At 48.8% G+C, this 26,900-nt stretch carries 26 protein-coding genes; 7 read left to right on the top strand and 19 right to left on the bottom strand.

Translation table 11 applies throughout. From position 1 onward, the window contains the following. Window positions 1-35 precede the first annotated feature (35 nt). From C8D98_RS00550 to hisF, 9 genes are all read right to left on the bottom strand, one after another. A complete protein-coding gene (locus tag C8D98_RS00550; protein ID WP_132871044.1) occupies window positions 36-272 on the bottom strand; it encodes an acyl carrier protein in 237 nt (78 codons plus the stop codon). Window positions 273-408: 136 nt separating this feature from the next. After that, window positions 409-1,161, bottom strand: coding sequence for a 3-oxoacyl-[acyl-carrier-protein] reductase (gene fabG, locus C8D98_RS00555; RefSeq protein WP_132871046.1), 753 nt, complete (start codon window positions 1,159-1,161; stop codon window positions 409-411). A 6-nt stretch (window positions 1,162-1,167) separates the two neighbouring features. Next, the gene (gene fabD / locus C8D98_RS00560) at window positions 1,168-2,082 is read right to left on the bottom strand and encodes an ACP S-malonyltransferase (protein WP_132871048.1); all 915 of its coding nucleotides are present in this window, start codon (window positions 2,080-2,082) and stop codon (window positions 1,168-1,170) included. Window positions 2,083-2,153: 71 nt separating this feature from the next. After that, complete coding sequence (locus C8D98_RS00565; RefSeq protein ID WP_132871050.1) at window positions 2,154-3,134, bottom strand: beta-ketoacyl-ACP synthase III; 981 nt, start codon at window positions 3,132-3,134, stop codon at window positions 2,154-2,156. 81 nt (window positions 3,135-3,215) lie between these two features. Beyond that, window positions 3,216-4,238, bottom strand: coding sequence for a phosphate acyltransferase PlsX (plsX, locus tag C8D98_RS00570; RefSeq protein WP_132871052.1), 1,023 nt, complete (start codon window positions 4,236-4,238; stop codon window positions 3,216-3,218). Between the two features lies 1 nt (window position 4,239). Beyond that, entirely contained in the window at window positions 4,240-4,422 is a 183-nt protein-coding gene (rpmF, locus tag C8D98_RS00575) for a 50S ribosomal protein L32 (RefSeq protein WP_132871053.1), read from the bottom strand. A gap of 41 nt (window positions 4,423-4,463) precedes the next feature. Then, window positions 4,464-4,961, bottom strand: a complete 498-nt coding sequence (locus C8D98_RS00580; RefSeq protein ID WP_132871055.1) for a YceD family protein — start codon at window positions 4,959-4,961, stop codon at window positions 4,464-4,466. Between the two features lie 128 nt (window positions 4,962-5,089). Further along, entirely contained in the window at window positions 5,090-5,392 is a 303-nt protein-coding gene (hisE, locus tag C8D98_RS00585; RefSeq protein WP_132871057.1) for a phosphoribosyl-ATP diphosphatase, read from the bottom strand. Between the two features lie 91 nt (window positions 5,393-5,483). Continuing rightward, on the bottom strand, window positions 5,484-6,251 hold the full coding sequence (gene hisF, locus C8D98_RS00590; RefSeq protein WP_132871059.1) for an imidazole glycerol phosphate synthase subunit HisF: 768 nt from the start codon (window positions 6,249-6,251) through the stop codon (window positions 5,484-5,486). A 179-nt stretch (window positions 6,252-6,430) separates the two neighbouring features. Between hisF and C8D98_RS00595 the strand changes: the two genes are divergently transcribed. Continuing rightward, window positions 6,431-7,252, top strand: coding sequence for a prohibitin family protein (locus tag C8D98_RS00595; protein WP_132871060.1), 822 nt, complete (start codon window positions 6,431-6,433; stop codon window positions 7,250-7,252). Window positions 7,253-7,336: 84 nt separating this feature from the next. Here the strand turns inward: C8D98_RS00595 and C8D98_RS13960 are convergent, their stop codons facing one another. From C8D98_RS13960 to C8D98_RS00630, 8 genes are all read right to left on the bottom strand, one after another. Then, window positions 7,337-7,459: a hypothetical protein gene (locus tag C8D98_RS13960; protein WP_277656257.1), complete on the bottom strand. Its 123-nt coding sequence runs from the start codon at window positions 7,457-7,459 to the stop codon at window positions 7,337-7,339. After that, the gene (gene ppk1 / locus C8D98_RS00600) at window positions 7,456-9,483 is read right to left on the bottom strand and encodes a polyphosphate kinase 1 (RefSeq protein WP_132871062.1); all 2,028 of its coding nucleotides are present in this window, start codon (window positions 9,481-9,483) and stop codon (window positions 7,456-7,458) included. Before ppk1 ends, C8D98_RS13960 begins: the two co-directional genes overlap by 4 nt. A gap of 115 nt (window positions 9,484-9,598) precedes the next feature. Next, window positions 9,599-11,116, bottom strand: coding sequence for a Ppx/GppA phosphatase family protein (locus C8D98_RS00605; RefSeq protein WP_132871064.1), 1,518 nt, complete (start codon window positions 11,114-11,116; stop codon window positions 9,599-9,601). Continuing rightward, a complete protein-coding gene (locus tag C8D98_RS00610) occupies window positions 11,113-12,642 on the bottom strand; it encodes a Ppx/GppA phosphatase family protein (protein ID WP_132871065.1) in 1,530 nt (509 codons plus the stop codon). The genes C8D98_RS00605 and C8D98_RS00610 overlap by 4 nt, the downstream gene beginning before the upstream one ends. Before the next feature lie 37 nt (window positions 12,643-12,679). Further along, complete coding sequence (locus C8D98_RS00615; protein WP_132871067.1) at window positions 12,680-14,011, bottom strand: CHAD domain-containing protein; 1,332 nt, start codon at window positions 14,009-14,011, stop codon at window positions 12,680-12,682. Window position 14,012: 1 nt separating this feature from the next. Then, window positions 14,013-14,468 (bottom strand): SixA phosphatase family protein, encoded by a 456-nt coding sequence (locus tag C8D98_RS00620; protein ID WP_132871069.1) that lies wholly within the window; start codon window positions 14,466-14,468, stop codon window positions 14,013-14,015. A 104-nt stretch (window positions 14,469-14,572) separates the two neighbouring features. Then, complete coding sequence (locus tag C8D98_RS00625) at window positions 14,573-14,800, bottom strand: hypothetical protein (protein WP_132871070.1); 228 nt, start codon at window positions 14,798-14,800, stop codon at window positions 14,573-14,575. A gap of 74 nt (window positions 14,801-14,874) precedes the next feature. After that, window positions 14,875-15,489, bottom strand: coding sequence for an acetate uptake transporter (locus tag C8D98_RS00630; protein WP_132871072.1), 615 nt, complete (start codon window positions 15,487-15,489; stop codon window positions 14,875-14,877). Between the two features lie 1,146 nt (window positions 15,490-16,635). On the opposite strand from C8D98_RS00630, the gene C8D98_RS00635 reads away from it, so the two are divergent. The 5 genes from C8D98_RS00635 to C8D98_RS00655 all read left to right on the top strand — a co-directional run bounded on the left by C8D98_RS00635 (window position 16,636) and on the right by C8D98_RS00655 (window position 22,586). Continuing rightward, the gene (locus tag C8D98_RS00635; protein ID WP_132871074.1) at window positions 16,636-17,748 is read left to right on the top strand and encodes an ABC transporter substrate-binding protein; all 1,113 of its coding nucleotides are present in this window, start codon (window positions 16,636-16,638) and stop codon (window positions 17,746-17,748) included. 55 nt (window positions 17,749-17,803) lie between these two features. Then, window positions 17,804-18,916 (top strand): ABC transporter substrate-binding protein, encoded by a 1,113-nt coding sequence (locus C8D98_RS00640; protein WP_132871076.1) that lies wholly within the window; start codon window positions 17,804-17,806, stop codon window positions 18,914-18,916. Between the two features lie 214 nt (window positions 18,917-19,130). Further along, on the top strand, window positions 19,131-20,873 hold the full coding sequence (locus C8D98_RS00645) for a thiamine pyrophosphate-dependent enzyme (protein ID WP_132871078.1): 1,743 nt from the start codon (window positions 19,131-19,133) through the stop codon (window positions 20,871-20,873). Next, the gene (locus C8D98_RS00650) at window positions 20,870-21,379 is read left to right on the top strand and encodes a 2-oxoacid:acceptor oxidoreductase family protein (RefSeq protein ID WP_132871080.1); all 510 of its coding nucleotides are present in this window, start codon (window positions 20,870-20,872) and stop codon (window positions 21,377-21,379) included. Before C8D98_RS00645 ends, C8D98_RS00650 begins: the two co-directional genes overlap by 4 nt. After that, window positions 21,363-22,586, top strand: a complete 1,224-nt coding sequence (locus C8D98_RS00655) for a phenylacetate--CoA ligase family protein (protein ID WP_132871082.1) — start codon at window positions 21,363-21,365, stop codon at window positions 22,584-22,586. Before C8D98_RS00650 ends, C8D98_RS00655 begins: the two co-directional genes overlap by 17 nt. Window positions 22,587-22,687: 101 nt before the next feature. Here the strand turns inward: C8D98_RS00655 and C8D98_RS00660 are convergent, their stop codons facing one another. Both C8D98_RS00660 and C8D98_RS00665 read right to left on the bottom strand, forming a co-directional pair. Continuing rightward, a complete protein-coding gene (locus C8D98_RS00660; protein WP_132871083.1) occupies window positions 22,688-23,296 on the bottom strand; it encodes a trimeric intracellular cation channel family protein in 609 nt (202 codons plus the stop codon). Continuing rightward, window positions 23,293-24,039: an ABC transporter permease gene (locus tag C8D98_RS00665; RefSeq protein WP_132871085.1), complete on the bottom strand. Its 747-nt coding sequence runs from the start codon at window positions 24,037-24,039 to the stop codon at window positions 23,293-23,295. Before C8D98_RS00665 ends, C8D98_RS00660 begins: the two co-directional genes overlap by 4 nt. Window positions 24,040-24,172: 133 nt before the next feature. Between C8D98_RS00665 and C8D98_RS00670 the strand changes: the two genes are divergently transcribed. Next, window positions 24,173-26,896, top strand: a complete 2,724-nt coding sequence (locus tag C8D98_RS00670) for an ATP-binding protein (protein WP_132871087.1) — start codon at window positions 24,173-24,175, stop codon at window positions 26,894-26,896. Window positions 26,897-26,900 lie beyond the last annotated feature (4 nt).

Genomic DNA, 26,900 nt, shown 5'->3' on the forward strand with positions numbered 1-26,900 from the left:
TATTCCCCCCTCACATGAAATTATGGTCAAAAAAATTAAGCTTTTGCTTTTTCGATGTGAGAAATGGCATCGCCTACAGTTTTGATCTTCTCAGCTTCCTCGTCCGGAATCTCAAGATCGAACTCTTCTTCGAAAGCCATGATAAGCTCAACTGTGTCAAGAGAGTCTGCGTCAAGGTCGTCTATGAAGGATGCGTCTTCAGTAACTGCGTCTGCATCAACGTTAAGCTGCTCAACAATGATCTCTTTCACTTTTTTTGCGATATCTGACATTTTCTGTCCTCCTGATTTTCTCTTTTAAAGAATTTTCTTCGAATTATCACATTGCATGTGTTTTTTACTAAAAATTACGGCAGAAATCCACACATTTTAATTTCTGCCCGATATATCAGCCTCTTACGAGACTTTATCACATATACATACCGCCGTTAACGTGGATGGTCTGTCCTGTGATGTAGTCGGATTCTGCTGATGCGAGGAACATTACTGCGTTTGCAACGTCGTCTGCCTCGCCCAGTGCGTTCAGCGATATCTTGGCGAGCATTGCGTCAACAACCTCTTTGGGAAGAACGTCGGTCATTGCTGTGCGGATGAATCCGGGTGCAACTGCGTTGACCCTGATGCCTCTGCTGGCAAGTTCCTGTGCGGATGTTTTTGTGAGACCAACCAGACCCGCCTTGCTTGCGGAGTAGTTTGCCTGTCCGGCGTTACCGGAGAAGCCAACAACTGAAGCAATGTTCACGATCTTGCCGTATCTCTTTTTCATCATGCCTTTAAGGGCAGCTTTTGTGCAGATGAAGGCTCCTTTCAGGTTTACGTCAAGAACCTTTTCCCACTGCTCGACCTTCATACGCATGATAAGGCCGTCCTGTGTTATGCCTGCGTTGTTTACAAGGATGTCAACAGTGCCGAGTTTCTCCTCGATCTCCTTGATCATCGCTTCAACGCTCTCCTCTTTGGAAACGTCCGCCGCAACAGCCGCCGCAACGCCCCCTTTGTCTGTTATCTCTTTAACAACAGCTTCAGCATCGGCTTTGATGCTTGCTATGTCGATATAGTTCACCGCCACTTTTGCGCCTGCTTCGGCCATTTTAAGTGCGATGATGCGGCCTATGCCGCTTGAAGCGCCCGTTACGAGGGCAACTTTTCCTTCCAGTGTCATTTTTTCCTACTCCGGTAAATCCGTGAATTTAGAGATGTTCTCCACAGTCACGTTTTTGTCTATTTTTTTGATGAGTCCGGCCAGAACCTGACCTGCGCCCACCTCTATGAATCTGTCCACCCCTGAGTCTACCATATTTTTTATCAGAGATGTCCACAAAACTGCACCGTCAACCTGCCTGCAGAGTGCGTCATAAACGTCTGCGGCGGAGGTTTCCTCTTTTGCATCAACGTTATTGAAAACCGGAACATTCAGGTCTTTAATAACTATGTTATTTTTGAGGTATTCAGCCATTCTGTCTCTGGCGGGTTTCATCAGAGAGCAGTGGAAGGGTGCGGAAACGGGAAGCAGAAGCGCACGCTTTGCACCTTTGGCCTTTATTTTTTCGGAGAACTCCTCAACCGCTTCCTTGTGTCCGGCAACAACTATCTGACCGGGGCAGTTGAAGTTTGCAGGTTCGACGACCTTTGCGCCCGAAACCTCTTTGCAGGTCTCAACCACTATCTCATCATCGATACCCATGACGGCGGCCATTGCGCCGACGCCTACAGGAACTGCGTCCTGCATGAACTTTCCTCTGTTGTGAACCGCCAGAACACCCTCTTCAAACGTGAAGCCGCCTGCGGCAACAACTGCGGAATATTCGCCCAGAGAGTGTCCGGCAAAGTAATCCGCCTTAACTCTGTTTCTGAGCACCTCCCATATACCGATGCTCATTGTGAGCAGTGCGGGCTGGGTGTTGTATGTTGTCTTAAGCTCGTCTTCGGAGCCTTCGAACATTATCTTAGTAAGGCTGTAGCCGAGAGCGGCATCCGCCTTGTCAAATATCGCTTTAACTTCGGGGCAGGCATCGTAAAAATCCTTGCCCATTCCGACAAACTGTGACCCCTGTCCGGGGAAAACAACGGCTGTTTTGCCCATAGTATATGTCTCCAATATTAGTTTCCCTTCCGTTTTCCGAAAGGGCTAAAGGGGGATTTACATTAGATAAATCAGAACGTAAACGCCATACTTCCCCATGTCAGTCCGCCGCCGAATGCCGCAGAGACAATGTTGTCCCCACGTTTGATGCGTCCGTCCCTGACAGCCTGATCAAGAGCTGTGGGAATTGTGGCCGCAGACGTGTTGCCATAGTTCGTAAGGTTAATAATTACCTTGTCTTTGTCAAGTCCCAGTCGCTTTGCAGCGGCATCAATGATGCGCAGGTTGGCCTGATGGGGGATCATCCAGTCGATATCCTCCGACTTGAAACCTGCCGCATCAGCCGCTTCCTGAGCGGCATCCGCCATCGCACGAACTGCTATTTTGAAGACGTCGTTGCCCTTCATCTTTATCATATGATCGATGGCGGGTTCGTTCATCATCTTTTTAAGGTACTGGGAACCGAGGTTGTCCTGTTTGAGCAGATCGCCGTATTCGCCGTCTGCATAGTTGAATATGGAGCGGATTCCCGGGGTTGAGTCGCCGGTGAGAACTGCCGCACCTGCTCCATCGCCGAAGAGGATGCAGGTTCCTCTGTCACGCCAGTCAACACATGCCGTCAGATGCTCGGCACCTATGACAAGTATGTTCTTTGCGCTTCCTGAACGGATCATTCCGTCTGCAACACGCACTCCGTAAAGAAATCCGGAACACGCCGCCGCAAGGTCGAACGCCATGCAGTTGTTTTTAACTCCCAGCTTATATTGGACACGACAGGCTGTTGAAGGCATTATTGTGTCGGGTGAGAGCGTGCCCACGATTATGGCGTCCAGCTGGTCGGGCTTCATTCCCGCCATATCCAGAGCGTTCTTAGCCGCTTCCGTGGCCATATCGCTGCATGTTTCGTTTTCCGCTATGTGTCTCTGGCTGATGCCAGTTCTTGTTACTATCCATTCGTCGGATGTATCGAGGAATTGTGCGATGTCGTTATTGGTCATAACTTTGGGGGGAAAGTAGGAACCTGTCCCCGCGAATCTTGTGTATATACTCATGCGTCACCTGAGTTCATCAAATATTAATTAGTTTCTCGGTTGAACTTTTCGGGAACATTGTTCCAGAAACACATCCTTTTGTCAACTCGTAATACCCGAATCGGTGACTGTCACGGCTTTCTCTATCTGGTCATTGAGCTTTTGCTTGGCCAGTTCATGAGCCATTTTGATACTGTATTTCACAGCGGTGGAATTTGAACTTCCGTGTCCAATGATGCATACGCCGTTAACGCCCAGAAGAGGTGCTCCGCCGTATGACGAATGGTCTGCCTTCTTCTTGATCCTTTTGAGCGCAGGTATCATGAACAGTGCGCCGATTTTTGAAAGTGTGGATGATTTGAGCTCGTCTTTGAGCATCTTCGAGATGAACCAGCCTGCTGATTCTGAGACCTTCAGCGCAACGTTTCCGGCGAAACCGTCAACAACGATAACGTCGGATGTGCCCCTGAAAACATCTTTGCCCTCCACGTTTCCGTAGAAGTTGATGATGCCCCGCTGACCAAGCTCGGAGAGCTGTTTGAAAACGGTTTTTGTGGTCTCGTTCCCTTTCACATCCTCTTCGCCCACAGACATAAGCCCCACTGTGGGTCTCTCTTTGCCCATTACGATAGATGCGTATGCGCTGGCCATGATGGCGAACTGGATATAGTTCTCCACCTTGCAGTCCACATTCGCACCGACATCGCACATGACCGTGTGCCCCTTAACAGTAGGCATGACAGCAGCAATGGCGGGACGGTCTATCCCGGGCAGTGTCTTAAGGATCATCTTTGCAACGGCCATAACAGCGCCGGTGTTTCCCGCACTGTAAAAAGCAGATCCGCTGCCGTCCTTAACAAGGCGCAGACCTTCATGGATAGAGGAGTTCCTCTTTGCACGAATGATCTGTGAGGGGAGGTCGTCCATAGTGACAACCTGCTCTGTGTGAAAGATCTCGATGTTTTTTGAAGATTTCGGCCCCAGAGCATCAAGCTCCGTTTTAATCATATTCTCATTCCCTACGAGAATGAGTTCTGTACCGAACTCCTGAACAGCTATAACAGCACCCTTGACAATCTCATGGGGAGCGTAGTCCCCCCCCATGGCATCAACGACGACTTTCATGTTATATCTCTTCTTTCGCCACTACCTGTTTCTTATTGTAATACCCGCAAGAAGGGCATACTCTGTGGTTGAGCTTCAGCTCACCGCAGTTGGAGCATTTGCTGTAAGCCATAGTAACCGCATGGTGGTGGCTTCTTCTGTTGCCCTTTTTCATTCTCGATGTTTTACCCTTAGGTACACCCATTTTATACTCCTATGAGAGCAGCCGCAGCTTTTCGCACGGCCTCAGTTGTTTTTTAATTTATCCAAGCCCGACCATCTGGGATCGGTTTCTTCTTTACATTTGCAGCTTCCGGTGTTCAGATTTTCGCCGCACTTGGGGCAAAGTCCTTTGCAGTCATCGCCGCATACCAGTCTGAGGGGCAGATGAAAGGCGACCTCCTGACGAACTATCTCGTGCAGGTCTATCTCGTCCTCTTCTATCCAGCAGACACCCATATCGTCGTCGGTAAGCTCCGCTTCCTCTTTAACATCCTCCAGAGACTGCTGCATCAGCTGGATGCCCGCTGTCTGTCTGCCGAAGCCCTTTGTAAGCTCAAGGCATCTGGCACACGGTGTCTCGTAGCTGTAGCTGAACGAAATGTCCAGAAACAGACCTGAGTCCGTGGGGATGAAATCCGCAGAGAAGCTCTCAACGGTAACCTTCATGTCATCTTCGGTGAAGGCGAAGTCTCCTTCGAAATGACCGCCTTCTTCCAGAAGTTCTTCAAAAGACAGCTTCACGATATCAACTCCAGTTTAAAGGTCAAAGAGCAACAATACTAGTCACTCAATTTATGAAAGTCAAGTCTATTTTCATCAAAATCCACTCCGACCCTCCTTTAATGGAGGCTTGAAGGGATTCTTTTGTCTTACTTCCTTATCCCCGAATGTCCGAAACGCTCCGTAAGCACCGCTGTGACCTCTTCGAAGGGTACGCCCCGCATCTCCAGAGCCACTATCATATGATATATATAGTCCGCCGCCTCGCCCGCAACGTCCTTGTCGCTTTCAACAAGGATAGCCTTGATAAGTTCGGCATTCTCTTCGCCCAGTTTCTTTATTATCTTGTTTGCGCCGCCCTCAAGGAGCTTGCACGTATAAGAGCTGTCCGAAGGGTTCGCCTTGCGCTCCCTTACGACATCAACCACTTTTCCTATTATAGATGTGTCCATATAACCTCGGGTGAGACTGCTTCGTCGCAAAGCTCCTCGCAGAGACGACTAACCGTCATTGCGAGCGCAACGCGGCAATCTCATTCTTAACTTATTCCGTTATCCTCACAGGGACGTTTCGCTCGGCAAGGAATCTTTTTACCTCGCCAACGGTATATTCCCTGAAGTGAAAGATGCTGGCCGCAAGAGCCGCATCCGCTTTGCCCTCTGTCAGTCCATCGTATATGTGCTGAGGGTTGCCCACTCCGCCGCTGGCTATCACAGGTATCCCTACAGTTTCAGAAACCGCACGGTTAAGCCCGTTGTCGTAGCCGTCCTTTGTGCCGTCGCAGTCCATGCTGGTGAGAAGTATCTCTCCCGCTCCGAACTCCTGCATCTTAGCCGCCCACTCCAGAACATCTATCCCCGTTGCGTTGCGTCCGCCGTGTGTATAGACCTCCCAGCCAGTGCCGCCGACCCTTCTCTTGGCATCAATGGCAACCACGATGCACTGAGAGCCGAAACGCAGAGCCGCTTCCTTTACAAACTCAGGTCTGTGCACAGCCGCCGTGTTGATGGACACCTTGTCCGCACCTGAGTTCAGAAGGTTTCTGATGTCCTTTATCTCACGAACGCCGCCGCCCACGGTCACAGGCATGAACACCCTTTCGGCTGTTCTGGCCACAACGTCAAGAATTATCCCTCTGTTGTCCGAGCTGGCTGTTATATCCAGAAACGTAAGTTCGTCAGCCCCCTGTGCGTCGTAGATCTCCGCAACCTCGACCGGATCGCCTGCGTCCCTTAAATTTACAAAGTTAGTACCCTTAACAACCCTGCCGTCCTTAACGTCCAGACAGGGGATAATGCGTTTTGCGAGCATGGTATACCCTTAAAAGTTAGTAGATTGAAAAATAATGGACTAATAAAAGTGAACGGTCAAGGGGTTTAGTTTTTCTTCATACTGCATGCAATAAATTTTCATTTAACGAGAATCACCGTGCAGGGGCATACCGTTCTATGCTATAGTTGCATCATTATTATATTTCAAGGAGTACATGAATGGCAGATTTCCAGAAAAAGATCAATTCGGGAGCGCTGGGCGGTGTTGCCGCTGTTGCCGTGGTCGCAATAGGCTTCCTCGCTTTCACGGCTTTCACGACGATCACCGCAGGCTCAAGAGGTGTTCTTCTCACCTTCGGCAAACCCTCTGACAGGGTTCTCGGCGAAGGTATCCACTTCAAGATACCGCTTGTGCAGTCCATCGTAAAGATCGACACCAAGATAAAAAAAGGTGAAATAGACACCGGAGCAGCCTCAAAAGATCTTCAGGATGTAACGGCCACCGTAGCGGTGAACTTCCATCCGGATCCCGAGCGGGTCAATATCCTTTACAAAACCATCGGACTTGACTATGCCTCAAGGGTTATAGACCCTTCCGTTCGGGAGGTTATGAAAGCTGTCATCGCACGCTACACCGCAGGGGAGCTTATCACCCAGCGTGAGGATGTTAAAAACAACATCAAAACTCAGCTGCAGGCACGCATGGTAACATTCAATGTTATCCTTGATGATTTCTCAATAGTCAATTTCAGCTTTTCGAAGGGATTCACAGATGCCATCGAAGCCAAGCAGACCGCTGAACAGCTTGCTATAAAGGCTCAGAGAGACCTTGAGCGTATCAAGATAGAGGCGGAGCAGAAGATAACTCAGGCACAGGCCGAGGCCGAGTCGCTGAGACTTCAGAAGACCAACGTTACCCCTGAGCTTATCAAGCTGAGAGAGATAGAGATGCAGACCAAGGCCATTGAAAAATGGAACGGACAGCTGCCCACCTACACAGGCGGAGCGATGCCCTTTCTGAACCTGTCGGCACCTAAGTAAAACACCCAGCCGCCGATGGTTTCGCTGTCGGCGGTTTTTTATTCCGTCACTCTGAGGCTCCAGCCGAAAAGTCTCTTTTAAGTCTTATTTATCCGTCTTCTTGGGTTTGCAGAGTTTTTCTTTCTTATTCGACTGCGCACCGCATTTGGAACATTCGAAATCCTTCTCTTTGTCCTTTTTCGGTTTCTCACCGCACTTTTTGCTCATAGCTTCGCCTTTCGGGTGTACAGCTTCTGGCAGTTGTCTATCATAAAATCCTGATAGTTCAGCCTGTCTTTGGCCGCTTTTGTTTTGACGTATTCTGTTCCTTTCTGGAACCACGTCTTCTGATTGTCGCTCAGGTTGAGGTCGAGTATGTTCAGAAGGAAATTCCGTCCCTCCTTCTTTGTCACCTCGAAGAACATCTCAACACGCCTGTCCATGTTGCGCTCCATCCAGTCGGCGGTGCTGAAAAACACACGTTTTTTGCCCCCCGCATGGAAATAGATTATTCTGGGATGCTCAAGGAACCTGCCCACGATACTGCGCACACGGATGTTTTCAGTAACGCCCTTTATTCCGGCACGGATGCCACAGATGCCCCGTACGATAAGCTCAATCTTAACTCCCGCACAGGAGGCCTCTATCAGTTTGTCTATTATCTTGCGGTCTATCACCGCATTTACCTTAACTATCATCTTAGCCTCTTTGCCCGCTTTGGCAAAGGCTATCTCCTCGTCTATCAGTTCCAGAACCTTAGGCTTGATGTATTTCGGCGCAAGATAAAATCTGTTCCAGTTGCCGATATCAGTATAGCCCATCAGGAGGTTAAACATTGCGGCACTGTCCTTGCCGACGTCCTCATCAGCAGTGATATAGTCCACGTCGGTGTAGATTCCGGCGGTGAACTCGTTAAAGTTGCCTGTGGACATATGGGAATAGCGAACCACTCTGCCCTTTTCCCTGCGCACTATCATAAGGTTCTTAGCATGTATCTTAAGCCCCGCTATGCCGTAGGTGACGATGCATCCCGCCTCTTCAAGCATATACGCCCAGTCGACGTTGCGTGCCTCGTCAAAACGTGCCTTAAGCTCCACCACAACGCTGACGTGCTTGCCGTTTCGTGCGGCATTCATAAGGCTTTCGAGAATTGTCGAGTTTTTGTTAGCCCTGTAGAGGGTCATTTTTATGGCCATGACATCCGGATCATCCGCCGCCGCCGCAACCATTCTGGACACTATGCCGAAATCATGGAACGGACGGTACATTATAATGTCCCGTTTTTTTATCTGCTCAAATATATCCGTCGTGCTGTCAACATCCTCCGGCAAAACCGGTTTGAAAGGCGGATAACAGAGGTCGGGACGCTCCCCTACGATGGAGAACAGTGAGGTCATGTCTATTATATCGTCAATTACATATACGACGTCTTTTGAAAACTGGAGATGTTCCGCCACTTCGCCCAGAATCTCCTGCGGGAGCCTGCTGTCGGTCTCCACACGGCATATCCACCCCTTTTTGCGGGATTTCAGATAGTTCTGGATTGAAAGAAGAAGATCCACCGACTCCTCTTCGTCGAGGGTAAGGTCGGCATTGCGTGTCACCCGCAGAAGATAGCTGTCCAGAACCTCGTAGTCCGGATAGACTATATGCAGATATTTCGCAAGGATGTCTTCGGTGAACAGGAAATAGGTCTTGTCCAGCTTAACCCTGAACATTCTGCGCAGACTCTCCGGCAGAATTATCGTGGAATGATGAATCTCGCCGTCTTTTTTTATGAGAACATAAAGACACAGGCGCAGGTTGTGGATGAACGGCATAGGGTTGTTTGCCGAAAGGGTAACGGGTGATATCACCGGATATATCTCCTCGTTGAAGATAGCTTCGGTTATATCATCCAGATTGTTCGTCAGATTGGGAGCAATGACTATCCCCTCGCTTTCCAGTTCCTTTTTCAGCCCGGCGAAAATCTGCTGACGAAGACTGGTCAGCTCATGAGCCTTTCTGCTTATCAGCTCCAGCTGTTCAACGGGAGTTTTTCCGGAGACATCCAGCTTGTCGTAGCCCGCCTCTATCTGGTCACGCAGACCGCCCACACGGATCATGAAAAACTCGTCCAGATTGGATGAGAAGATGGCAAGGAATTTAAGGCGCTCCAGAAGCGGAACGGATTCGTCCATCGCCTCCATCATAACCCTTCTGTTAAACTCCAGCCAGCTGAGTTCCCTGTTAATATACGGACTGACAGCCATGTTAAACTAGCCCCCCTGCTGTTTCTATTGGGATCTCTTAGTCATTCTGAACCCGAAGGGTAAAGAATCACTGATCAACCCGGACTCTTCGCTCCGCTCAGAGTGACGCAGAATATTATTCGTAGAGTATCCTTGTCTCAAGTTCTATGGGAATACCGAAAGTATCCGTGAAAATTCTGCTCTTTTCGCCGAATGCATGCTTCTCAAGGAATGCCAGACTCTTGCATTTGGCTTTGATGACAACCTTTCCCGTCTGGATGTCCACATCGAAATCCTGAATCAGGTTCATGTGGGAAGCATCCAGAGAATCGGCAATCCTCAGCATGCTTACCAGTTTCTTTATCAGAAGCTGCTTCTCTATGGAAAAATAGTGATATTTCTGCTCGAACCACTTCTCAACATCGCCGTTGTGCATCAGAACCAGATATGAAACCAGTTTCACACGCTCCCTGGGAAGCCCGGGGATCTCCAGAGACTGCACCAGATAGTAAGAGTGCTTATTATGCTTCACCGCATCGATATAATAACCGATATCCGACAGCATCGCCGCCGCCTCAAGGAGAAACTTCTCCTGTCTGCCCAGCGAGTGCAGAGGCTTAAGCTCATCAAACAGCTTCATTGCAAAGCGGGTTGTGGTCTCCGCATGCCGCTGATCCATGTTGAACCTTTCGCCCAGAGCATATATCGTGTTCCGGACACGGTTGAAAAAACCTCTGTCTCGAACGGTATTGGTATGATAAAGGCTCAGCATGTGCGGGAAAGTCATCCCTGAAAACCGCACATAGTCCGTTCCGACAAAGTCCATAAGCTTGAGATAGGTCACCAGTGTGGGAACCAGAAGCCCTGCCTCATCCTTTCGTATCTTCATCACCGACTGAATCGTGTCTCTGGGCAGCTGTTTAACCCTGTCGTAAAGCTCTTCCAGCTGTTTTCTGGTGAGCATGTTCTTTTTGGGTTTGAAAATGTTCAGAAGAACGTTCAGCGATGAGCCGGCACTGACAAAATATTTCAGCTTGCATCCGGCGGGCAGTCCGCTCTTCATGGAGTAACACATCTTCTCGACGTACTGCTCATAAGCCTTGTATCTTATTCGGGCAGGGATGTCGCCGAAGATTCGGCGAAGCCTAAGCGCACCGTAGGGCAGTGCGCCGGAATACATGTTCTGCTCGTCTTTCAGAATAGCCATTGCGATGTTTCCGCTGGAGATGTTTGCCAGCAGAACGCCCGCCTTCTCATAGTCGTCAAAATCCTCTATATCATTCTTAACACTTACAAATTTAATATATATCTCATCTGCCGGCTGAATAACCTCAAGCTCAATGCCCGTCTCCTGCTTCACATGGTTAATGAAAAAGGCTCGGTTGCCCGCCTCACGCACGCCGCTGGTGCACACGGCAACGTAGTTCTTCTTTATGCCGTATTCATCCATTTTGATGCGGAATTTTTTCAGGATATCAGTGGCCGCATAAACACTCTCAAGGGAGATGTATCCTTTGGTGAAGGTGTCTCTGCCCAGCCTGAATGGTTTTATGAGATATTCCAGAGTGCGCTCCTCTCCGTTCACATACTCGCTGATGTGCATGCGGAATGCGCTCGCCCCGATGTTTATCGCCGCAAAAATACCGTTCTTCATACCAGCCTTACAGGGAGTTTCAAAAGCTTAGCCAGCATATCCCTGTTTCTCTCAAAATCTTTTATTTCAAACGTAATGTCCTTGTCGGACACTGGTCTGATATCTATGGCAACTGGGGTGACGTTAACGTCAAGCCTGTCTATAAGCCCTTTGTGGGTTCTGTCCAGAGCTATCGCAAGCCTGAGCAGAGCCGTCAGTTTCTCAACCCTCAGCTGAAGCGAAAGGCAAAGATCGTTGAAATCGCCGTGCGCCGCTTTGGGCATGCTCTTTCTGTGATATCTGGCTATGCTGGCAATGGCCTCCACCTCGTCGTGTGTATAGCCCACCAGCTCCGAATGCTTTATCATATAATAAGAGTGCTTATGATGTTTGGAATAAGCAATGTGTTTGCCGATATCCCTCAGCATCGCCGCCGCCTCAAGAAGATACCAGTCCTTCTCAATAAGCCCCATGCGGTCTTTAAGCCCGTCAAAGAGCATTCTGGCCAGTTTCGCCACCTGAACGGCGTCCCTCTCGTCAAAGTCGAATTTGTTGCCCACCTCAATCAGCCTCGCATAGCGCACGTTGTCCATGCTGTTCTGCTGAAAAGGAAGCTCTATACCCATCCTGTTTATGGTGTCGATGGTGATTCCCGCCCGAAGTCCACCTGTCAGAGTGTAGAAACCGTCTATTCCCGTCTCTTCCAGAACCATGTCGGTCTGGATGGCCGCCGCAAGGATTATGTCCGCCCGTTTCTCCTCCATCCCCTCTATCTTCACCCGCTCCGCAGTGGTTTTTCCTCTGATGTCGCTGATGAATTTTTTCAGGAATTTCCGCTCAACGTATTTCACCTGACTGTCACGCAGGTTCTTATCCCTGTAGTGACAGATCACTCCGGCGTTGTTCATGGAACCGCCTGTGCAGATGAGCATCTCAAGCCCTTTGCCCGGCTTCAGTTTATCAATATAGTCCTTAATGTGAGCCTTCATGGCAATTATCTGCGCCGACGTGGGCGGGTCGCCTTCCAGAAACTCACGGGTGAGCCTGTTGCAGCCCAGAGGCAGGCTTTTCGCCTTGTCCACCTCGCCGTCACGGACTATGGTATATTCCGCACTTCCGCCGCCTATATCGGTTATGAGAGCGTTGCGCCCTTTAAGTTCAAAATTTGCGCTGGCGGCCAGATAGGTGAGCCTCGCCTCCTCCTGTCCGCTTATGACCTCAATCTTTATCCCGCATTCCTGCTCAACAATGTTAAGCGTCTCCCCGAGGTTGTCCGCCTCTCTGAAGGCCGCAGTGGCAATAGCTCTTATGGTTTTGCATCCCCTGCTCTCTGCAAGCCGCTTAACATTTTTGAGCGTGGAAACTATTGTTTCGATGGTATCTTTGGAGAAGTACCCCTGAGTGTATATCGCATCGCCGAGGCGTATCATCTCCTTATAGTCTTCAAGGACACGGTAGCTTTTGTCCTTCACCTCGGAAATCTGAAGACGTAAGGAGTTGCTGCCTATATCGGCAACAGCCACTTTGACGTTATCGCTTGATCGCATATTTACTCCCGCAGAAAAGCCTTATTGATGAAGTATATCAAATTCCCAGCGACTTTTTAACCCGTTTCTTTCCTTTACGGAAAATTCGGATAAGCTCCACCGCCTGCTCCCGCTCCTGAGCCTTTTTCATTGCCAGAACTGCCATGATATATCCGCAGGCCGCCAGCAGTTTCGGGTCGGTCTCTGAGTTCAGCCTCTCCTGCATGTGTCCGCACTGAACGGACAGGTCGTTGTATCTGCCCAGACTGTCCTGAAGCGAACGCAGACGGGTCAGAACGTCCGCAGTGTTCTGCTCTTTAATGAACAGCCCGAAAAATTCTATGCAGTATCTCAGCTTTTTGAAGGCTATACGGACACTGTGTATCTGCGCATCCTCCGACTCGCCGTCCACCCCTCCGGTCATAAGCTCCACCCTGCCGAATATCTTCGCCAGAGCTTTTGCGGCGGCCTTCGAGGTGTTCACAAAGCCTCTGCGGCCTATCTCCGCACGGGAGTTTATCAGCCGTTCCCATTCGGCAAGGCTGTTATTATACTCCTCTGATGTCAGAAAATTCTGAAGCAATTCATAACTTTTATCCCGCTCCGCCCTGAAATGTGATTTAAGCGGCTCAAAGGACTGCTTCATATCATCGGGCAGGATATCTTCATAGCCCTCAAGCTCTTCAAGATACACATCCATGTCCCTTGCCCTTCCGGTGTATTCACCGAGGGATTTAAAGAACTGTCTGAAACGCATCTCTCTGTCTTCGGAATAGACACCCTTTAGCATTGACATTGCCGAACGGGTTCTGCGCACGGAGACACGGAAATCGTGGAGAAACTCAGCATCATACCCTTTCAGTATCCCGTCGGTGTTCAGGCGCATTATATTTATGAGGTCTGAGTGAACCCTCTGCATGGATTCCCAGAGAACGGCATCGCTGTCGGCGGGGCACTGCACCCTTGTGGTGTAGTCCAGCATCGGGTCACCGCACCTGGCCGCCGCACACGCAACCGCCTGCCCGAAGCCTTTCAGCTCCTCAGCGCAGTAATGGAATGCGAAATCTTCCTGCGGCTCCTCAGTGTATATAATATATGATGAACCCATGGCATAAAGACGCCCCTTTATGCCGCCTGCATCAAAAGAGTGTTCAGTCACGGGCAATTTCAGCTTTTCAAACAGATATCTTCCTGAGTATCCGGCTTTTGTGTCCGCTTCCTGATTGAAAAGGAATCTGTCCTTTCCGTCTGACCAGACAACCCTTCCGGTTCGTACCAGCTGCCATTCGAAGGTATCAAATACCGTTATCTCATAATCCCTGAGCTTTCTGTAGCGCAGACGGAACTTTCTGTCCGATGCAGGTTTGATGTCGGAAATATAGTACGGCATATCAGAGCAGAGCCTTCTGCTGGATAAGGTTGACGAGAACACTGTCCTCAATGTGGGCAATGGAGCCCTTCTTGAGCTGAAGCCTCAGTGCTTTGCCGCCGGTGATGAACGATATCACCTCCGACAGATCAGGCTCGTGCCCCACAACTGCCAGAGGCGAAGCATGCCTCCAGTCGGAAACGGTCTCCAGATAGTCCTTTATCTTCGCACCAGGATTAAGCCTCTCCCTGATGTCGTATTTGACACCGCAAAGTTCCGATATTATCGAGGCGGTCTCCACAGAGCGCACCGCTGCGGATGTCAGCACTGCGGCCGGCTTGTCGTAAATATTGAAAAATCGGGCGAACGCCCTCTTTGCACGAACCTTTCCCCTGTCGGTAAGCGGCCTGTCCAGATCCCGGCCTTTAAAAACCTCTCTGTCCTCTGCATGGGCGTGACGTATCAGATACACTATCATATGTGCCCCCGTACGGCGGTAATAATTATATATTAAAGGATAACAGAGGGGAAAATATAAGACAAGGAAAGGGAGGGGCTAAAGTGTCAGAGAACTGTAAAAGACTAAGACTGACAGGTGACTCCGTATCGCACATAGCTTCTTAGAGCAATGAGAGCCAGATCGGCAAACTTACCGTCGCCGCTGAGCAGGGTTATCTGCTCCATGCTGTTAACGCTGAACTCGGCAACAACGAAACCTTCAGAATCTCTGACGTCTCCCTTGCCGCCCGAAATGCGAACTCTCCAGCCTGCAAACTCGATATCGCCCGTATCCAGCCCTAAAAAATCCATAAATCTCTCCAAAAAACGAAAACGGCGGCCCATCTGACCGCCATAATCGCTTAACTTAACACCTTTACAGATTCTTACCCGAGGGGCAGAACTGTTCTTTTATAAACTTCGTTGAGAACCTGCGCCGCGCCTACATACATTGCAGACAGACCGCAGAGAACGCCTTCAAATCCGGCAAATTTCTTGAGCGATGCGCTCTCGAACATATCGCCGATAGCAAGAAGCATGAACAGGATAACCAGTAGGAAGAAAACAACCTGAAGGCCTTTGTTCAGCTTGAATGTGCCTATGAAAAGGATAAGGGAGAAGAAGCCCCACAGGAAAAGGTATGCAGACATTGCAACCGTATCGGGTTTTTCAAATCCCATCTTGGGCAGAACGATTATACCCACCAGTGTGAGCCAGAACAGACCATATGAAGTAAAGGCCACTGTGCCGAAAGTATTTTTCTTTTTCCATTCCATCATACCAACGATGATCTGTCCCAGACCGCCATAGAAAATACCCATTGCGAGTATTCCGCTGTCCAGAGGGAAAAGACCGATGTTATGCAGGTTAAGAAGAATTGTAGTAAGACCGAATCCCATAAGTCCGAGAGGAGCAGGATTTGCGGTGGAGTCTGCGATTACTGTTTCCGCAATCTGTCCGATAGCTGCTTCAGTATTCACAGCTTCAACTTTGTTGCTCATGCTATACCTCCAAAATATAATAGAAAATAATCAATAACCTTGGTTATCTTCAAGTTATCAACTTTTGCTGAATAAGGTATACATCACGATTTTTTGACATTCAATAAGAATTTATCATGCGTAAACAAGGTTAATTAATGCTTCATGATTTAAAAACGTAGTTTTAACTTTTTAGCATATGCTAAAAAGCCTATTAATCAGAACATTTGCTGATATATTAATAATAGATTCATTTTAAGTAAAACCAAAAATATCCAATTAAAATTACATTATGTTCTATTTTATTTTTTTCATACAAGCTGAAAAATTTTAGCCTATACAGGACATCATTTACCACCTCAGCCCCCTTATAAAAGGATTTTTACGCCATTGCTTAACCTGTAAACACTTCTGGTTAATATTTACCAAAAGCATATCTCCCATATCTGTTTCTTTCATCAAAAATACACATTTTCGGCCAGCGTTGTCAGACAGGCTTACTTTTTATACAAGAATACAAAACTTTGTTTCTTTATGATTAATATTTGACTGAAATTCCAACCAGTAAATTCATCATAAATACCATTTTTAAAGCACTGATTGAATAACTTCGGTTTTATAACATGTTACTGCAAAACCTGCACAAAGCATTTCAAAGAGCATCTGGCATGGCATACGCACGACACTTCATCAGGATTTTGTTAACCAGTTATTACCACCCCTTATGTGAGCGGAGGCTTGTATAACCTCTTTTTCTGTTAATGAACGATTTAACCTTTGCGCAACTGAATTTACCCCGAATTAAAATCAGCATATCATCAATATATTATGCATACATCACACGGTATTTTATATTCTGGTTATATTTTTTCTGCCAATTTATCCTATGTTGCCAACTATTTTCTGAATTAAACAAACTATAGTTTGCGACCGAAACAATATTTTTATTGACACAGGAAATAATTTGCTAAATAATCTATCCATGAATATGAACAGATTTTTTGCAGCAGCTTCATTTTTCTTTTTTGGTTTCTTTTGGTGCTCAAGCCCTGAGTAAACCGTGGAGTTCTGCTTAACAAGCTGACAAAGGGCTGTGAGGAACGAACTCACAGCCCTTTTTTTGTTTCAGCCTTCAAATAACATGTTTTATATATCGGAGGTATCAGGATGAAAAAATCGGTTCTTACGGCACTTCTGCTTCTCGTTTCTGTCTGCGCCTACGCAGAAATAAGGATTGGCGCACTACTCGCACTCTCAGGCCCCATATCAAACCTCGGCAAACCCGGTCAGGAAATTATTGACGGTGTTGTCGAAGAGGCCAACAAAAAAAACCTGCTCGGCGACAAGATAAGAGTGATATCATACGACACCCAGTCACTGCCGGACAGAGCGCAAACCTACGCCAAAAAGCTCATAGCCAAGGACAAGGTTGACGTGATAGTCGGTCCCAACGGCACGGGCGAGGCACTGTCGGTCATCGGAGAGGCTATGTCCTCAAAAACACCGATAATGGCATTCGCAGGCGGAACCTCAGTTGTCGAACCCCTTAAACCCTACATATTCAAATCACCCCAGAAAACATCAACAGCAATCGAAAAAGCATTCAATTATCTGAAAAAGAAAGGCCTCACAAGAATTGCAGTTGCCGCTGACGCAACGGGATTCGGCCAGGACGGTCTGGACCAGATAAACAAATATTCCTCAGGACTCACCATTACCGCCATTGAAAAGTTCAACGCAACCGACAACGACATGAGCACACAGATGTCGAAACTGCTGTCAACAAAGCCTCAGGCAGTCGTTATCTGGACAGTGGGCAGAGCGGGCGCAATTGCAGCTAAAAACCTTCGTGCGCTTGACAAGAACATTCTTATGGTTCAGTCACACGGCATAGCCGACAACTCATACCTTAAACTTGCGGGCGATGCCGCCGAAAACACGGTCATGCCCTCGGTTAAGCTGACAGTGGCATCAAGCCTCCCCGCAAACGATCCCCAGAAAAAGGTTATCGATGCTTTCGTAGCCAAATACGGCAAGCTCATCGATGAGACATCCGTTCACGCAAGCTATGCATATGACGGCATAAACCTTGTTCTGTCCGCACTGAAAAAGGCAAAGGCCGAAAAGATAACACTTCAGCAGGCTCTGGAGAAGACCACTAAGTTTGTGGGTGTCACCGGAGTTTATAACATGAGCAAAAACGACCACTGCGGCCTCGACCTCTCTTCAATGGTCATGGTTCGGGTGAAGAACGGCCAGTTTGTTCTGGAAGAAATGTAATTATAAGTTTATAAAGGTTACGGTATCCGCCGTAACCTTTTTTTCTGGAGGATATATGAAAAAGATTCTCATAGCCGCATCTGTACTCCTTCTCAGCATATCTGCATATGCAGAGGTGAAGATAGGTGCGCTTCTGGCTCTCACAGGGCCTATCTCGAATATCGGCAAGCCCTCGCAGGAGATTCTGGAAGGGGTCATAGCCGATGCAAACAAGGCAAAGTTCATGGGCGAGCCCATAACCCTTATCACCTATGACACTCAGGGGATGCCCGACAAAACGATGCTCTTCGCAAAAAGACTCATCAACAAGGATGAGGTCAATGTCATAGTCGGCCCCACATCAACAGGCGAGGCGATGTCTATCCTCGGCTCCATTATGGAAGCCCAGATACCCACAATGGGATTTGTGGGCGGAACTCCCCCTGTTGAACCCGTCCGTCAGTACATGTTCAAGTCGCCCCAGAAAACATCAACAGCTGTTGAAAAAACCTTCGGCTATCTGAAAAAGAAAGGCCTGACAAAGATCGGCGTTGTCGTTGACGCTACCGGCTTCGGTCAGGACGGGCTTGATCAGATAAACAAATACGCCGCAGGAATGACCATCACAGGCGTTGAAAAATTCAACATGACCGACACGGATATGACAACCCAGATGAAAAAGATTCTGGACACAAAGCCTCAGGCCATAGTGGTGTGGACGGTGGGCAAGGCGGGTGCAGTAGCCGCCAAGAGTCTCCGTGCCCTTGACAAGAACATCCCCCTCATCCAGTCCCACGGCATAGCGGATTTCGCCTATACCAAGCTGGCGGGTGATGCGGCCGAAGGCTCCATTATGCCCGCTCTCAAAATAGTCGTTGCAAATCAGCTCCCCGCAAACGACCCCCAGAAAAAAGCAATCGAGCTTTTCAACAAACGCTACGGAAAGCTCATCGACGAGACATCGGTTCACGCCATCTATGCATATGACGGGCTGAACCTGATGCTGAACGCACTGAAACGCTCAAAAAATGAGAAGATAACTGTAATTCAGGCTCTTGAGACCACAAAGAATTTCACAGGCGTCACAGGAGTCTATAACCTTTCAAAAACAGACCACTGCGGTCTGGATGCTTCTTCGCTGGTCATGGTGAAGATCAAGAACGGTCAGTTTGTACTGGAAGATATGTAATACAAAAATCCCCCTCGGCTGAGGGGGATTTTTTTTATTATCCACTCGGCATCAGCTGAGATTCTTCGTTACACTCAGAATGACTCTTTTTGAACATGCCTGACTGACACACGGCAACACATTTACAGGCATAACCAGAAGCCTTTTTTCTTTAAATTATTGTTTCATTGGTGTAGTATTTCAGAATTCTGTCATAAAATTAACGGTGATTCAGATGGTCAACGGTTTCTTTCTGGGCAACGAGCTGATAGCTCTCGCCGCTGTAAATTCCGGCGTTAAAAGCGCATATGCCTATCCCGGCACTCCCTCCAGTGAAATCCTCTCTGCGTTTCAGAAGTTCGCACCAGAGCGTTACGCTCAATGGTCGCTGAACGAAAAGATAGCTCTGGAACTGGCCGCAGGCGAGGCCATATCCGGTTCTTCAACTCTCTGCTGTATGAAAATGGTGGGACTGAACGTAGCCGCCGATCCGCTTTTCAGCGTGGCCTACACAGGCGTTGCGGGCGCAATGGTGCTTGTTTCCGCCGACGATCCCGGCCCCTACAGCAGCCAGACCGAGCAGGACAGCCGTATGTATGCGGTGAGCGCAAAGATGCCCGTTCTGGATCCATGCAACCCGCAGGATGCCTACAGGCTGACCATGCTGGCATATGATATATCTACTAAATACAAGCTTCCGGTAATGGTGCGACCGGTTATGCGTGTCTGTCACTCCCGCCAGAATTTTGAGACTGGCGAGGCTGCGGCACAGCCCCTTCATGGGCAATTCCAAAAGGACATGCCACGCTGGGCGGCAACTCCTAAGTTCCGCCGTATTCTCCATGAAAAACTGAACAGAAGCCTCGACCTACTCGCTGCCGAGATGGCACCGAAAATACCCGAAAAGAAATACGACATGGCAGTGGTTGCCTCCGGCTATGCCTATGCCATGGCGAAAGACATAATAGACGAACTGAATCTGCCCTTCGACATCATAAAGGTCGATATGCCCTATCCTCTGGACAGGCAGTTCGTAATCGAAACCGAGCTGGTCTACGACAGGATAGTGGTTCTGGAAGAGACCTTTCCCGTTATCGAACATAACTTTACAATAAAGACCGTCGGCAGGCTGAACGGACTTATCCCCTCCGAAGGGGAGCTGACGCCCGACATCATCGCCGACATACTGCTCACCACGGCGGGCATACAGCACGAACGTGAAAAGGCGGAGGCGGAAACCGCCGAAACTCCCGTTAACCTGAAACCCCGACTCTGCGCAGGATGCGGACACAGACCGGCTTTCTATGCCATGAAGCTGGCGGCTCCGGACGGTATTTTCCCCGGCGATATCGGCTGTTATACTCTGGGCATAAATCTGAACGCAGTTGACACCTGCATATGCATGGGAGCATCCATCACATTTGCAGAGGCTCTTAAACGATCCAATCCCGAAAAACCCGTAATATGCACCATAGGCGATTCCACTTTCTTCCACACTGGAGTGACCGGACTCACCAACGCAGTTGTGAACAACGCACCCATAGTGGTTGCCATTCTGGACAACGAAACCACTGCAATGACAGGTTTTCAGCCCGTGCCCCATCTGTCGGGCAAGCTCACCATTGAGCAGGCATGCAGAGGCGCAGGAGTTAACCATATCGTCACCGTTGATCCCTATAATCTGAAAAAGGGGACGGAGGCGCTGAAACAGGCTATCGCATACGCCCACACGGACAACGCTCCGGCAGTGGTAATCTTCAACAAAGAGTGCGTTACCAAAACGAGATATAAGAACAAAAAGACGGCGGAGATCTCCGATGCCTGCACCGACTGCACCATCTGCTATGAAAAATTTGAATGTCCCGCCATCTCCCGCAACAGGGTTAAAAGGATGGCAGAGATAGACCAGAACGCCTGCGTGGGCTGCATGGTCTGCATTCAGGTCTGCCCGATAAAGGCCATAGGGGTGAAGAAATGATTCAGGGAATTATCTGCGGCAAGGGCGGACAGGGTGTCATAACCCTTAACGCCATGATAGGCACTCTGGCGGCAAACATGAATATTCCCGCAGTATCTGCGGAGACCCACGGAATGGCCATGCGTGGCGGTTCTGTGGCAACGTACATAAAGATAGGTCAGGGGCTGAGCGCATCCGTTGCGGAGCATTCGGCGGATTTCATAATCAGTCTGACAAAGGATGAGGCGCTCAGAAACCTGAACTTCATCAAAAAGGACGGAATACTCATTGTGGACAGCGAGAAACCGCTGGACATAAAAGGGATAAGAGTTATCGCACTGCCAGCATCCGACATTGCCGAAGAAAAATTCGGCGGGTGGATATACGGCGGTCAGGTGCTGTTGGGCATCTTTCTGGGCTGTTTCGGAGCAATTGACACCGCAAAAGCTCTGGAAATCCTCAGAAACGCACCTAAAATCAGTATCGAAGCCATAGAATACGGGGTGAAACATGCACAAGCTGACTGATATTCAGCTTCTGAAACTGGGAACAACGCTTCATCACATAAAGAAGTCGAACCCTTACTATTTTTCCAGATATGAGACAGACAGGGTGACAAGCTATGAGGATCTGACGAAACTTCCCTTTATCACAAAGGATGTCCTGCGTCAGGGCTACCCCTTTGCATATGCCTGTGCAGACATAAAAAACTGCGTGCGCATGCATATGTCAAGCGGCACCACAGGCAAGCCCATCATAAACCCCATGACCGAAGGGGACGTGAACCAGTGGGGCGAGATCATGGCACGCTGCTACACCACCGCAGGGGTGACAAGCGAAGACGTGGTACAGATAACCCCGTCTTTCGGACTTTTCAACGGCGGTTTCGGTTTCCACTACGGGGCTGAAAGGCTGAAAAGCTTCATAATACCCATGGGTGCAGGCCGCTCCATGCTTCAGCTCCAGTTCATCAAAGACCTTGAAACGACCTGCCTCTGCGCAATCGCATCCTATCCCCTCAGGCTGATGGAGGTTGCTAAGCAGGAGGGCTTCAACTTTAAAGAGACAAAACTCCGTGTGGGCATCTTCGGTGCGGAAACATGGACGGACGGCATACGCCGCAGAATAGAAAAAGAGATGAACATCGAAACTTTCGATATCATCGGCATGACGGAAACAGGCGGAGTCGGTCTGGGCATCGACTGCAAAGACCACAGCGGAATCCACGTCTGGGACGATCACTACATAGTGGAGATAGTGGATCCTGAAACGGGTGAACCTCTGCCCGACGGCGTTGAGGGTGAGATGGTTGTAACAACGCTGACCCGTGAAGGTCTGCCAATGATACGCTACCGCACCCGTGACATAACAAAAATAGTCAGCAGAGGTCTCTGCAAATGCGGACTGAACACGGTTAAGATAGCCAGACTGAAAGGCCGCACGGACGATATGCTGAAAGTGAAAGGGGTCAACTTCTACCCCGCACAGATAGAATCTATCCTGATGGAGTTCACCGAACTTGGCGAGGAATACAGAATCATCCTCGACAAGAAAAAGGGCAAAGGGGATGTTACCCTTGCCGTTGAAACAAACGGCATAAGCGACGACACCAGAGACCGTCTGGACACTACTCTGTATGATTTCCTCGGCTTCCGTGTTGACGTTCAGTACCTGAAACCGGGAACACTGGAACGCTCTCAGGGCAAAGCAATTCGGGTCATCGACAACAGATGAAACAATAAAGCCGAAAGCTATACCGTCACTCTGAGGCTTATACCGAAGAGTCTCTGTCTTACATGAGACTCTTCACTCCGTTCAGAGTGACAAAAATGCACCTATCTCTCCCCTGCTCTGGGCAGGTGAAATTCCAGCTTAAGGGTTATCATCCGCACTGCGAAAACCAGCAGCGCACTGACAGCCGCATTAAGCGACTGATCCACACCGAAATGGTGCAGTGTGCAGTAGAGCGCACCGCCTATTATGCATGCCGAGGCATACACCTCACGGGTGAGCACCAGCGGCGTGGCATTTATGAGCACATCACGGATCATACCGCCGACAGTACCCGTCATAACCCCGAATATCATCGAACCGACATAGCCCACGCCGGAGCTGAGGGCGATGTTTATACCCATCACGTTAAAAAGACCAAGCCCCAGCGCATCCATCACCACCAGAAGGTTATAGCTTCTTTTCACATGGCTGTGGAAAAGTATGACCAGCATGGCCGCCCCGATGGACAGAAACAGATAATTGGAGTCCTTGAAAACGAACGGAGGCACACGACCCAGCATTGTGTCACGAAGGGTTCCGCCGCCCACTGCCGTAACAATGGCCAGAAAGGTCACCCCGTAAAGGTCGAGTTTTTTACGCACTCCCGCCAGCGCACCGCTGACAGCGAATGCGAAAGTACCCAAAAGATCAAGGGCATATAAAATCGTCATCCCTGCTCCCCTGTTGCCGCCGCCATGACCATGTCGTTCCGGAACATGCGGCAGGCCAGATATGATGTTAGAATATTAACAGCAAAGATCATATACATCACCACGAGCTGATACACAATGGCTTTCAGCGGAGAAACACCCGCCATGAGAAGTCCCGCGGCAAGCCCCGGCAGAAGCACGACACCCAGAGAAGCTATGTTGTTAAGCACGGGCATTATACCCGCCCGAACAGCCGCCACCACCGAATCTTTTGCGGCGATTTCCATTGTCAGCCCCAGCGCAAGCATGCCCTGAATGGCCGCTATGTTCGCTTTGCATTCGGCTCTCAGCCTGTCGACGCTGATGCTGTGGGCATTCATGCAGTTGCCCACAACCATCCCCGCCACAGGCAGAATTGCGTTCATCTGAACAGGCACGGCACCGCTCAGGATAACAGGCATCAGTCCCAGCATTGACGGGATATAAATGGAAAGAAAACCCCTGATGATGTGTCCCTCTCCGGTCTTCGACCTGCCCTTTGCCGTGTATGCGGCAAAAACCGACATAAAAGCGGCAAAATAGGTCACATGCCATACATTATTGAGCCTGAAGATATATTCCAGCACAAGCCCCATAAGGAACATCTGCACCACAGAGCGCACAGCCGCCGTGCTGATGCTTTTGTGCATGTTCAGCCCCAGCTTTTCCGATGCGATCAGGGTGAAGACCAGAAATCCGGCAATAGCGATGTATGAACCCGTCATTATCCCTTCCGTTGTTTAAAGTCATTATCAGTAAAAAAAACTTACAGTTGAAATTCCATTATGTATAATCTATGATTACTTGATATACAACTCTTGTGTTACTATATAGTTTCACATTTATTTGGTGATATATATGTCATTCTTAAGGCGCAGGCTGACAGCCGACCTGTCATTGACTGATATTGTAAGCCTTATTCTTTTATCCGCTCTCGGATTTGCCGGAAACTACTTCAAAATCGGGATTTTCTTTAATGTAGACTTCCTTTTCGGAAGCATCTTCACAATGTATGCCGTCAAAAGATACGGAATGATCGGCGTTATTCCGGCATTCATAGCATCTTTATACACCTATACCCTCTGGAATCACCCATATGCAATAATAATCTTCACATCCGAAGCACTGTTTGTTGCGTTTCTGCGCAGAAAGGCCGCAGGGGTGATAGTCCACGACCTCATATACTGGCTGACCGCAGGACTGCTCCTGATATTCATATCGTACCATTTCATAATGGGTGTTCCGGTTTCAACAGTCAAGCTTGTGATATTGAAGCAGAGCATAAACGGAATCGTCAACACCGTCTGCGCAACCATTCTTTTTTACGGTGTAAACTACTACGGCAAGATAACGGGTTCCGGTTTCAGGCGGATATCGTTCCGGCAGACCTTTTTCATACTCATACTGATGATAGCCGCTTTTCCGGCGATCGCATATGTGGTGTTCGGAGTTAAAACCCAGACAAATGAGATCACTGGGGAGCTGAAAGACGAACTGAACACCATGTACAACATGACCTCCATCTCCATAGAATCCCTTCTGGACGAGGCCTACGGCAAGATAAACGGACTGGCGGATAAGGCCGCCTCCGAAGCCATGACGGATTCCGCCACCACCCTTGACGAACACATTGAGACTGTGCTCAATTCGTCTGAAATCTTCATCGGAATGGCTTTTCTAAGCCCCGACGCCAAAGCGGAGCATGTTTACATAAAAACGGATGAAAAAGTGAAACGGTTCAGCAATGTTGATTTCAGCGGTTCAGGCTATTACGAAGCCATAGGCAAAACCGATGCAACCTACGTTTCCGAAGCTACAAAAAGCTCTTTCAGGCCGGAGGGAACCCACGTTATCGTGATCATTAAACCTGTTAAGGACGAATCGGGATATCTGCTGGGGTTCATGCAGGCCAGTATGAATTTTGACAAAATACAGGGGCTTATGAGATCCGTCAGCAAGGATTCGGGCATAGACCTCACCCTTTCCGACAAAAACAGCACCGTGATAATAAACACTTCCGGCAGATTCAAAGGCGGCAATAAATTCAGCTATCCCGAAGGCTATGCGGCCTTTGACCACGACAGCAGAGGGATATTTATGAGTGCACCCATCCCTCAGAATAACCACTCGGTTATGATCCGCTGGAGCAGTTCATTCTATGTCAAATCCGGAGAGCTTGCGCCTTCGGGACTCAAACTCACCGCACAGATGCCCCTTGCCTTACACATGGGCAGAATAAACGATATCGGCTACAGGGCGCTTAAAATAATATATCTGGTCATAATACTCTGCATTGCCGCAGCAATGATAATCAGCAGACAGATATCCCTCCATCTGGAGAATCTTCAGACAAACACAGGGCTTATGCCGGAAAAGATACGCAAAGGGGAGAAAATTCCATCTGTTCAGTCTGTTTTTGCTGAAATAACCGACCTTTCGGATCATTTTTCGGCAATGTCCAGACTGCTTTCCGAAAAATTCGGTGAGATAAGCCGCCAAAAGGGCGAACTTTCCCTGATAATGGACTCCATACCACTGATAATCTTTATGAAAGACACTGAAAACAACATAATCAGTGTAAACAGAACCGCCGCAGAAAGCATGGGGCTAAGCGCCTCAGGCACTGCAAGGCTCAACGTCTACAAACATTTCCCCTCTTTCGCAGACAGGGTTTATCACGACGACATAAAGGTCATAACCTCCAGATCACCTTTGCTGGGTATAATCCAGAAATATAACAGCCTGACCGTTAAGACCGACAAGATACCCGTCTTAAACGAAAAGGGGCAGGTGACCTCAATTCTGGTAATCTCAAGGGATATAACGGACGAGCTGAAAGCTCAGGAAGAGAAGCAGAGGACACTGGAAACGCTTTATCAGCAGTCGAAAATGGCAGAGATGGGAGCCATGACAGCCGCCATTGCCCACCAGTGGAAACAGCCTCTGAGCACTGTTTCGATTCTGACTCAGATGATTGAGTCCGAAATTTCCGACGGAAACCTCACGAACGAATCCCTTCTGACATACACAGGGCTGATGCTTAAGAACACTGATTTCATGAGCCAGACTGCGGACGATTTCACCCATTTCTTCAAGACTGAAAAGAAGAAGCAGATGTTCCGCCCCTGCGACACCATAACTGAGATATACGGAATAATTGACTCCCAGTTCCGCAGATACGGCATTGAGTTTATAACCAGAGAGCATGCACATTTCAGCGTTTACGGGTTTAAGAACGAGTTCAAACAGGTCTGTCTGAACCTTCTGGTGAACGCCAAAGATGCTCTGGCTGGCTCAAAAAAGGAAGATAAGCGGATTGAGGTTGCATTCAGTCAGGATGATAACTACCGGATAATGACCTTTGAGGACAACGGCGGAGGGATATCGGAAGAACTTCTGCCGGACAGACTGTTTGAGATGTATCAGACATCCAAAGGCGAAAGCGGAACAGGAATAGGCCTGTACATATGCAGGTCCATCATAGAGAACCATATGGGCGGAAAAATAACGGCTGAGAACACGGACAAAGGAGCAAGATTCACAATATATCTGCCGTCCGATCAGACGATAGCCCATGCCTGAAACA

The sequence above is a fragment of the Seleniivibrio woodruffii genome, assembly GCF_004339245.1.
GTDB classification, from domain to species: domain Bacteria; phylum Chrysiogenota; class Deferribacteres; order Deferribacterales; family Geovibrionaceae; genus Seleniivibrio; species Seleniivibrio woodruffii.

Excerpts from the sequence above, each read along its gene's own strand:
- C8D98_RS00550 (WP_132871044.1), bottom strand. The coding sequence starts at position 272 with ATGTCAGATATCGCAAAAAAAGTGAAAGAGATCATTGTTGAGCAGCTT.
- fabG (WP_132871046.1), bottom strand. The coding sequence starts at position 1,161 with ATGACACTGGAAGGAAAAGTTGCCCTCGTAACGGGCGCTTCAAGCGGC.
- fabD (WP_132871048.1), bottom strand. The coding sequence starts at position 2,082 with ATGGGCAAAACAGCCGTTGTTTTCCCCGGACAGGGGTCACAGTTTGTC.
- C8D98_RS00565 (WP_132871050.1), bottom strand. The coding sequence starts at position 3,134 with ATGAGTATATACACAAGATTCGCGGGGACAGGTTCCTACTTTCCCCCC.
- plsX (WP_132871052.1), bottom strand. The coding sequence starts at position 4,238 with ATGAAAGTCGTCGTTGATGCCATGGGGGGGGACTACGCTCCCCATGAG.
- rpmF (WP_132871053.1), bottom strand. The coding sequence starts at position 4,422 with ATGGGTGTACCTAAGGGTAAAACATCGAGAATGAAAAAGGGCAACAGA.
- hisE (WP_132871057.1), bottom strand. The coding sequence starts at position 5,392 with ATGGACACATCTATAATAGGAAAAGTGGTTGATGTCGTAAGGGAGCGC.
- hisF (WP_132871059.1), bottom strand. The coding sequence starts at position 6,251 with ATGCTCGCAAAACGCATTATCCCCTGTCTGGACGTTAAGGACGGCAGG.
- C8D98_RS00595 (WP_132871060.1), top strand. The coding sequence starts at position 6,431 with ATGGCAGATTTCCAGAAAAAGATCAATTCGGGAGCGCTGGGCGGTGTT.
- C8D98_RS13960 (WP_277656257.1), bottom strand. The coding sequence starts at position 7,459 with ATGAGCAAAAAGTGCGGTGAGAAACCGAAAAAGGACAAAGAGAAGGAT.
- ppk1 (WP_132871062.1), bottom strand. The coding sequence starts at position 9,483 with ATGGCTGTCAGTCCGTATATTAACAGGGAACTCAGCTGGCTGGAGTTT.
- C8D98_RS00605 (WP_132871064.1), bottom strand. The coding sequence starts at position 11,116 with ATGAAGAACGGTATTTTTGCGGCGATAAACATCGGGGCGAGCGCATTC.
- C8D98_RS00610 (WP_132871065.1), bottom strand. The coding sequence starts at position 12,642 with ATGCGATCAAGCGATAACGTCAAAGTGGCTGTTGCCGATATAGGCAGC.
- C8D98_RS00615 (WP_132871067.1), bottom strand. The coding sequence starts at position 14,011 with ATGCCGTACTATATTTCCGACATCAAACCTGCATCGGACAGAAAGTTC.
- C8D98_RS00620 (WP_132871069.1), bottom strand. The coding sequence starts at position 14,468 with ATGATAGTGTATCTGATACGTCACGCCCATGCAGAGGACAGAGAGGTT.
- C8D98_RS00625 (WP_132871070.1), bottom strand. The coding sequence starts at position 14,800 with ATGGATTTTTTAGGGCTGGATACGGGCGATATCGAGTTTGCAGGCTGG.
- C8D98_RS00630 (WP_132871072.1), bottom strand. The coding sequence starts at position 15,489 with ATGAGCAACAAAGTTGAAGCTGTGAATACTGAAGCAGCTATCGGACAG.
- C8D98_RS00635 (WP_132871074.1), top strand. The coding sequence starts at position 16,636 with ATGAAAAAATCGGTTCTTACGGCACTTCTGCTTCTCGTTTCTGTCTGC.
- C8D98_RS00640 (WP_132871076.1), top strand. The coding sequence starts at position 17,804 with ATGAAAAAGATTCTCATAGCCGCATCTGTACTCCTTCTCAGCATATCT.
- C8D98_RS00645 (WP_132871078.1), top strand. The coding sequence starts at position 19,131 with ATGGTCAACGGTTTCTTTCTGGGCAACGAGCTGATAGCTCTCGCCGCT.
- C8D98_RS00650 (WP_132871080.1), top strand. The coding sequence starts at position 20,870 with ATGATTCAGGGAATTATCTGCGGCAAGGGCGGACAGGGTGTCATAACC.
- C8D98_RS00655 (WP_132871082.1), top strand. The coding sequence starts at position 21,363 with ATGCACAAGCTGACTGATATTCAGCTTCTGAAACTGGGAACAACGCTT.
- C8D98_RS00660 (WP_132871083.1), bottom strand. The coding sequence starts at position 23,296 with ATGACGATTTTATATGCCCTTGATCTTTTGGGTACTTTCGCATTCGCT.
- C8D98_RS00665 (WP_132871085.1), bottom strand. The coding sequence starts at position 24,039 with ATGACGGGTTCATACATCGCTATTGCCGGATTTCTGGTCTTCACCCTG.
- C8D98_RS00670 (WP_132871087.1), top strand. The coding sequence starts at position 24,173 with ATGTCATTCTTAAGGCGCAGGCTGACAGCCGACCTGTCATTGACTGAT.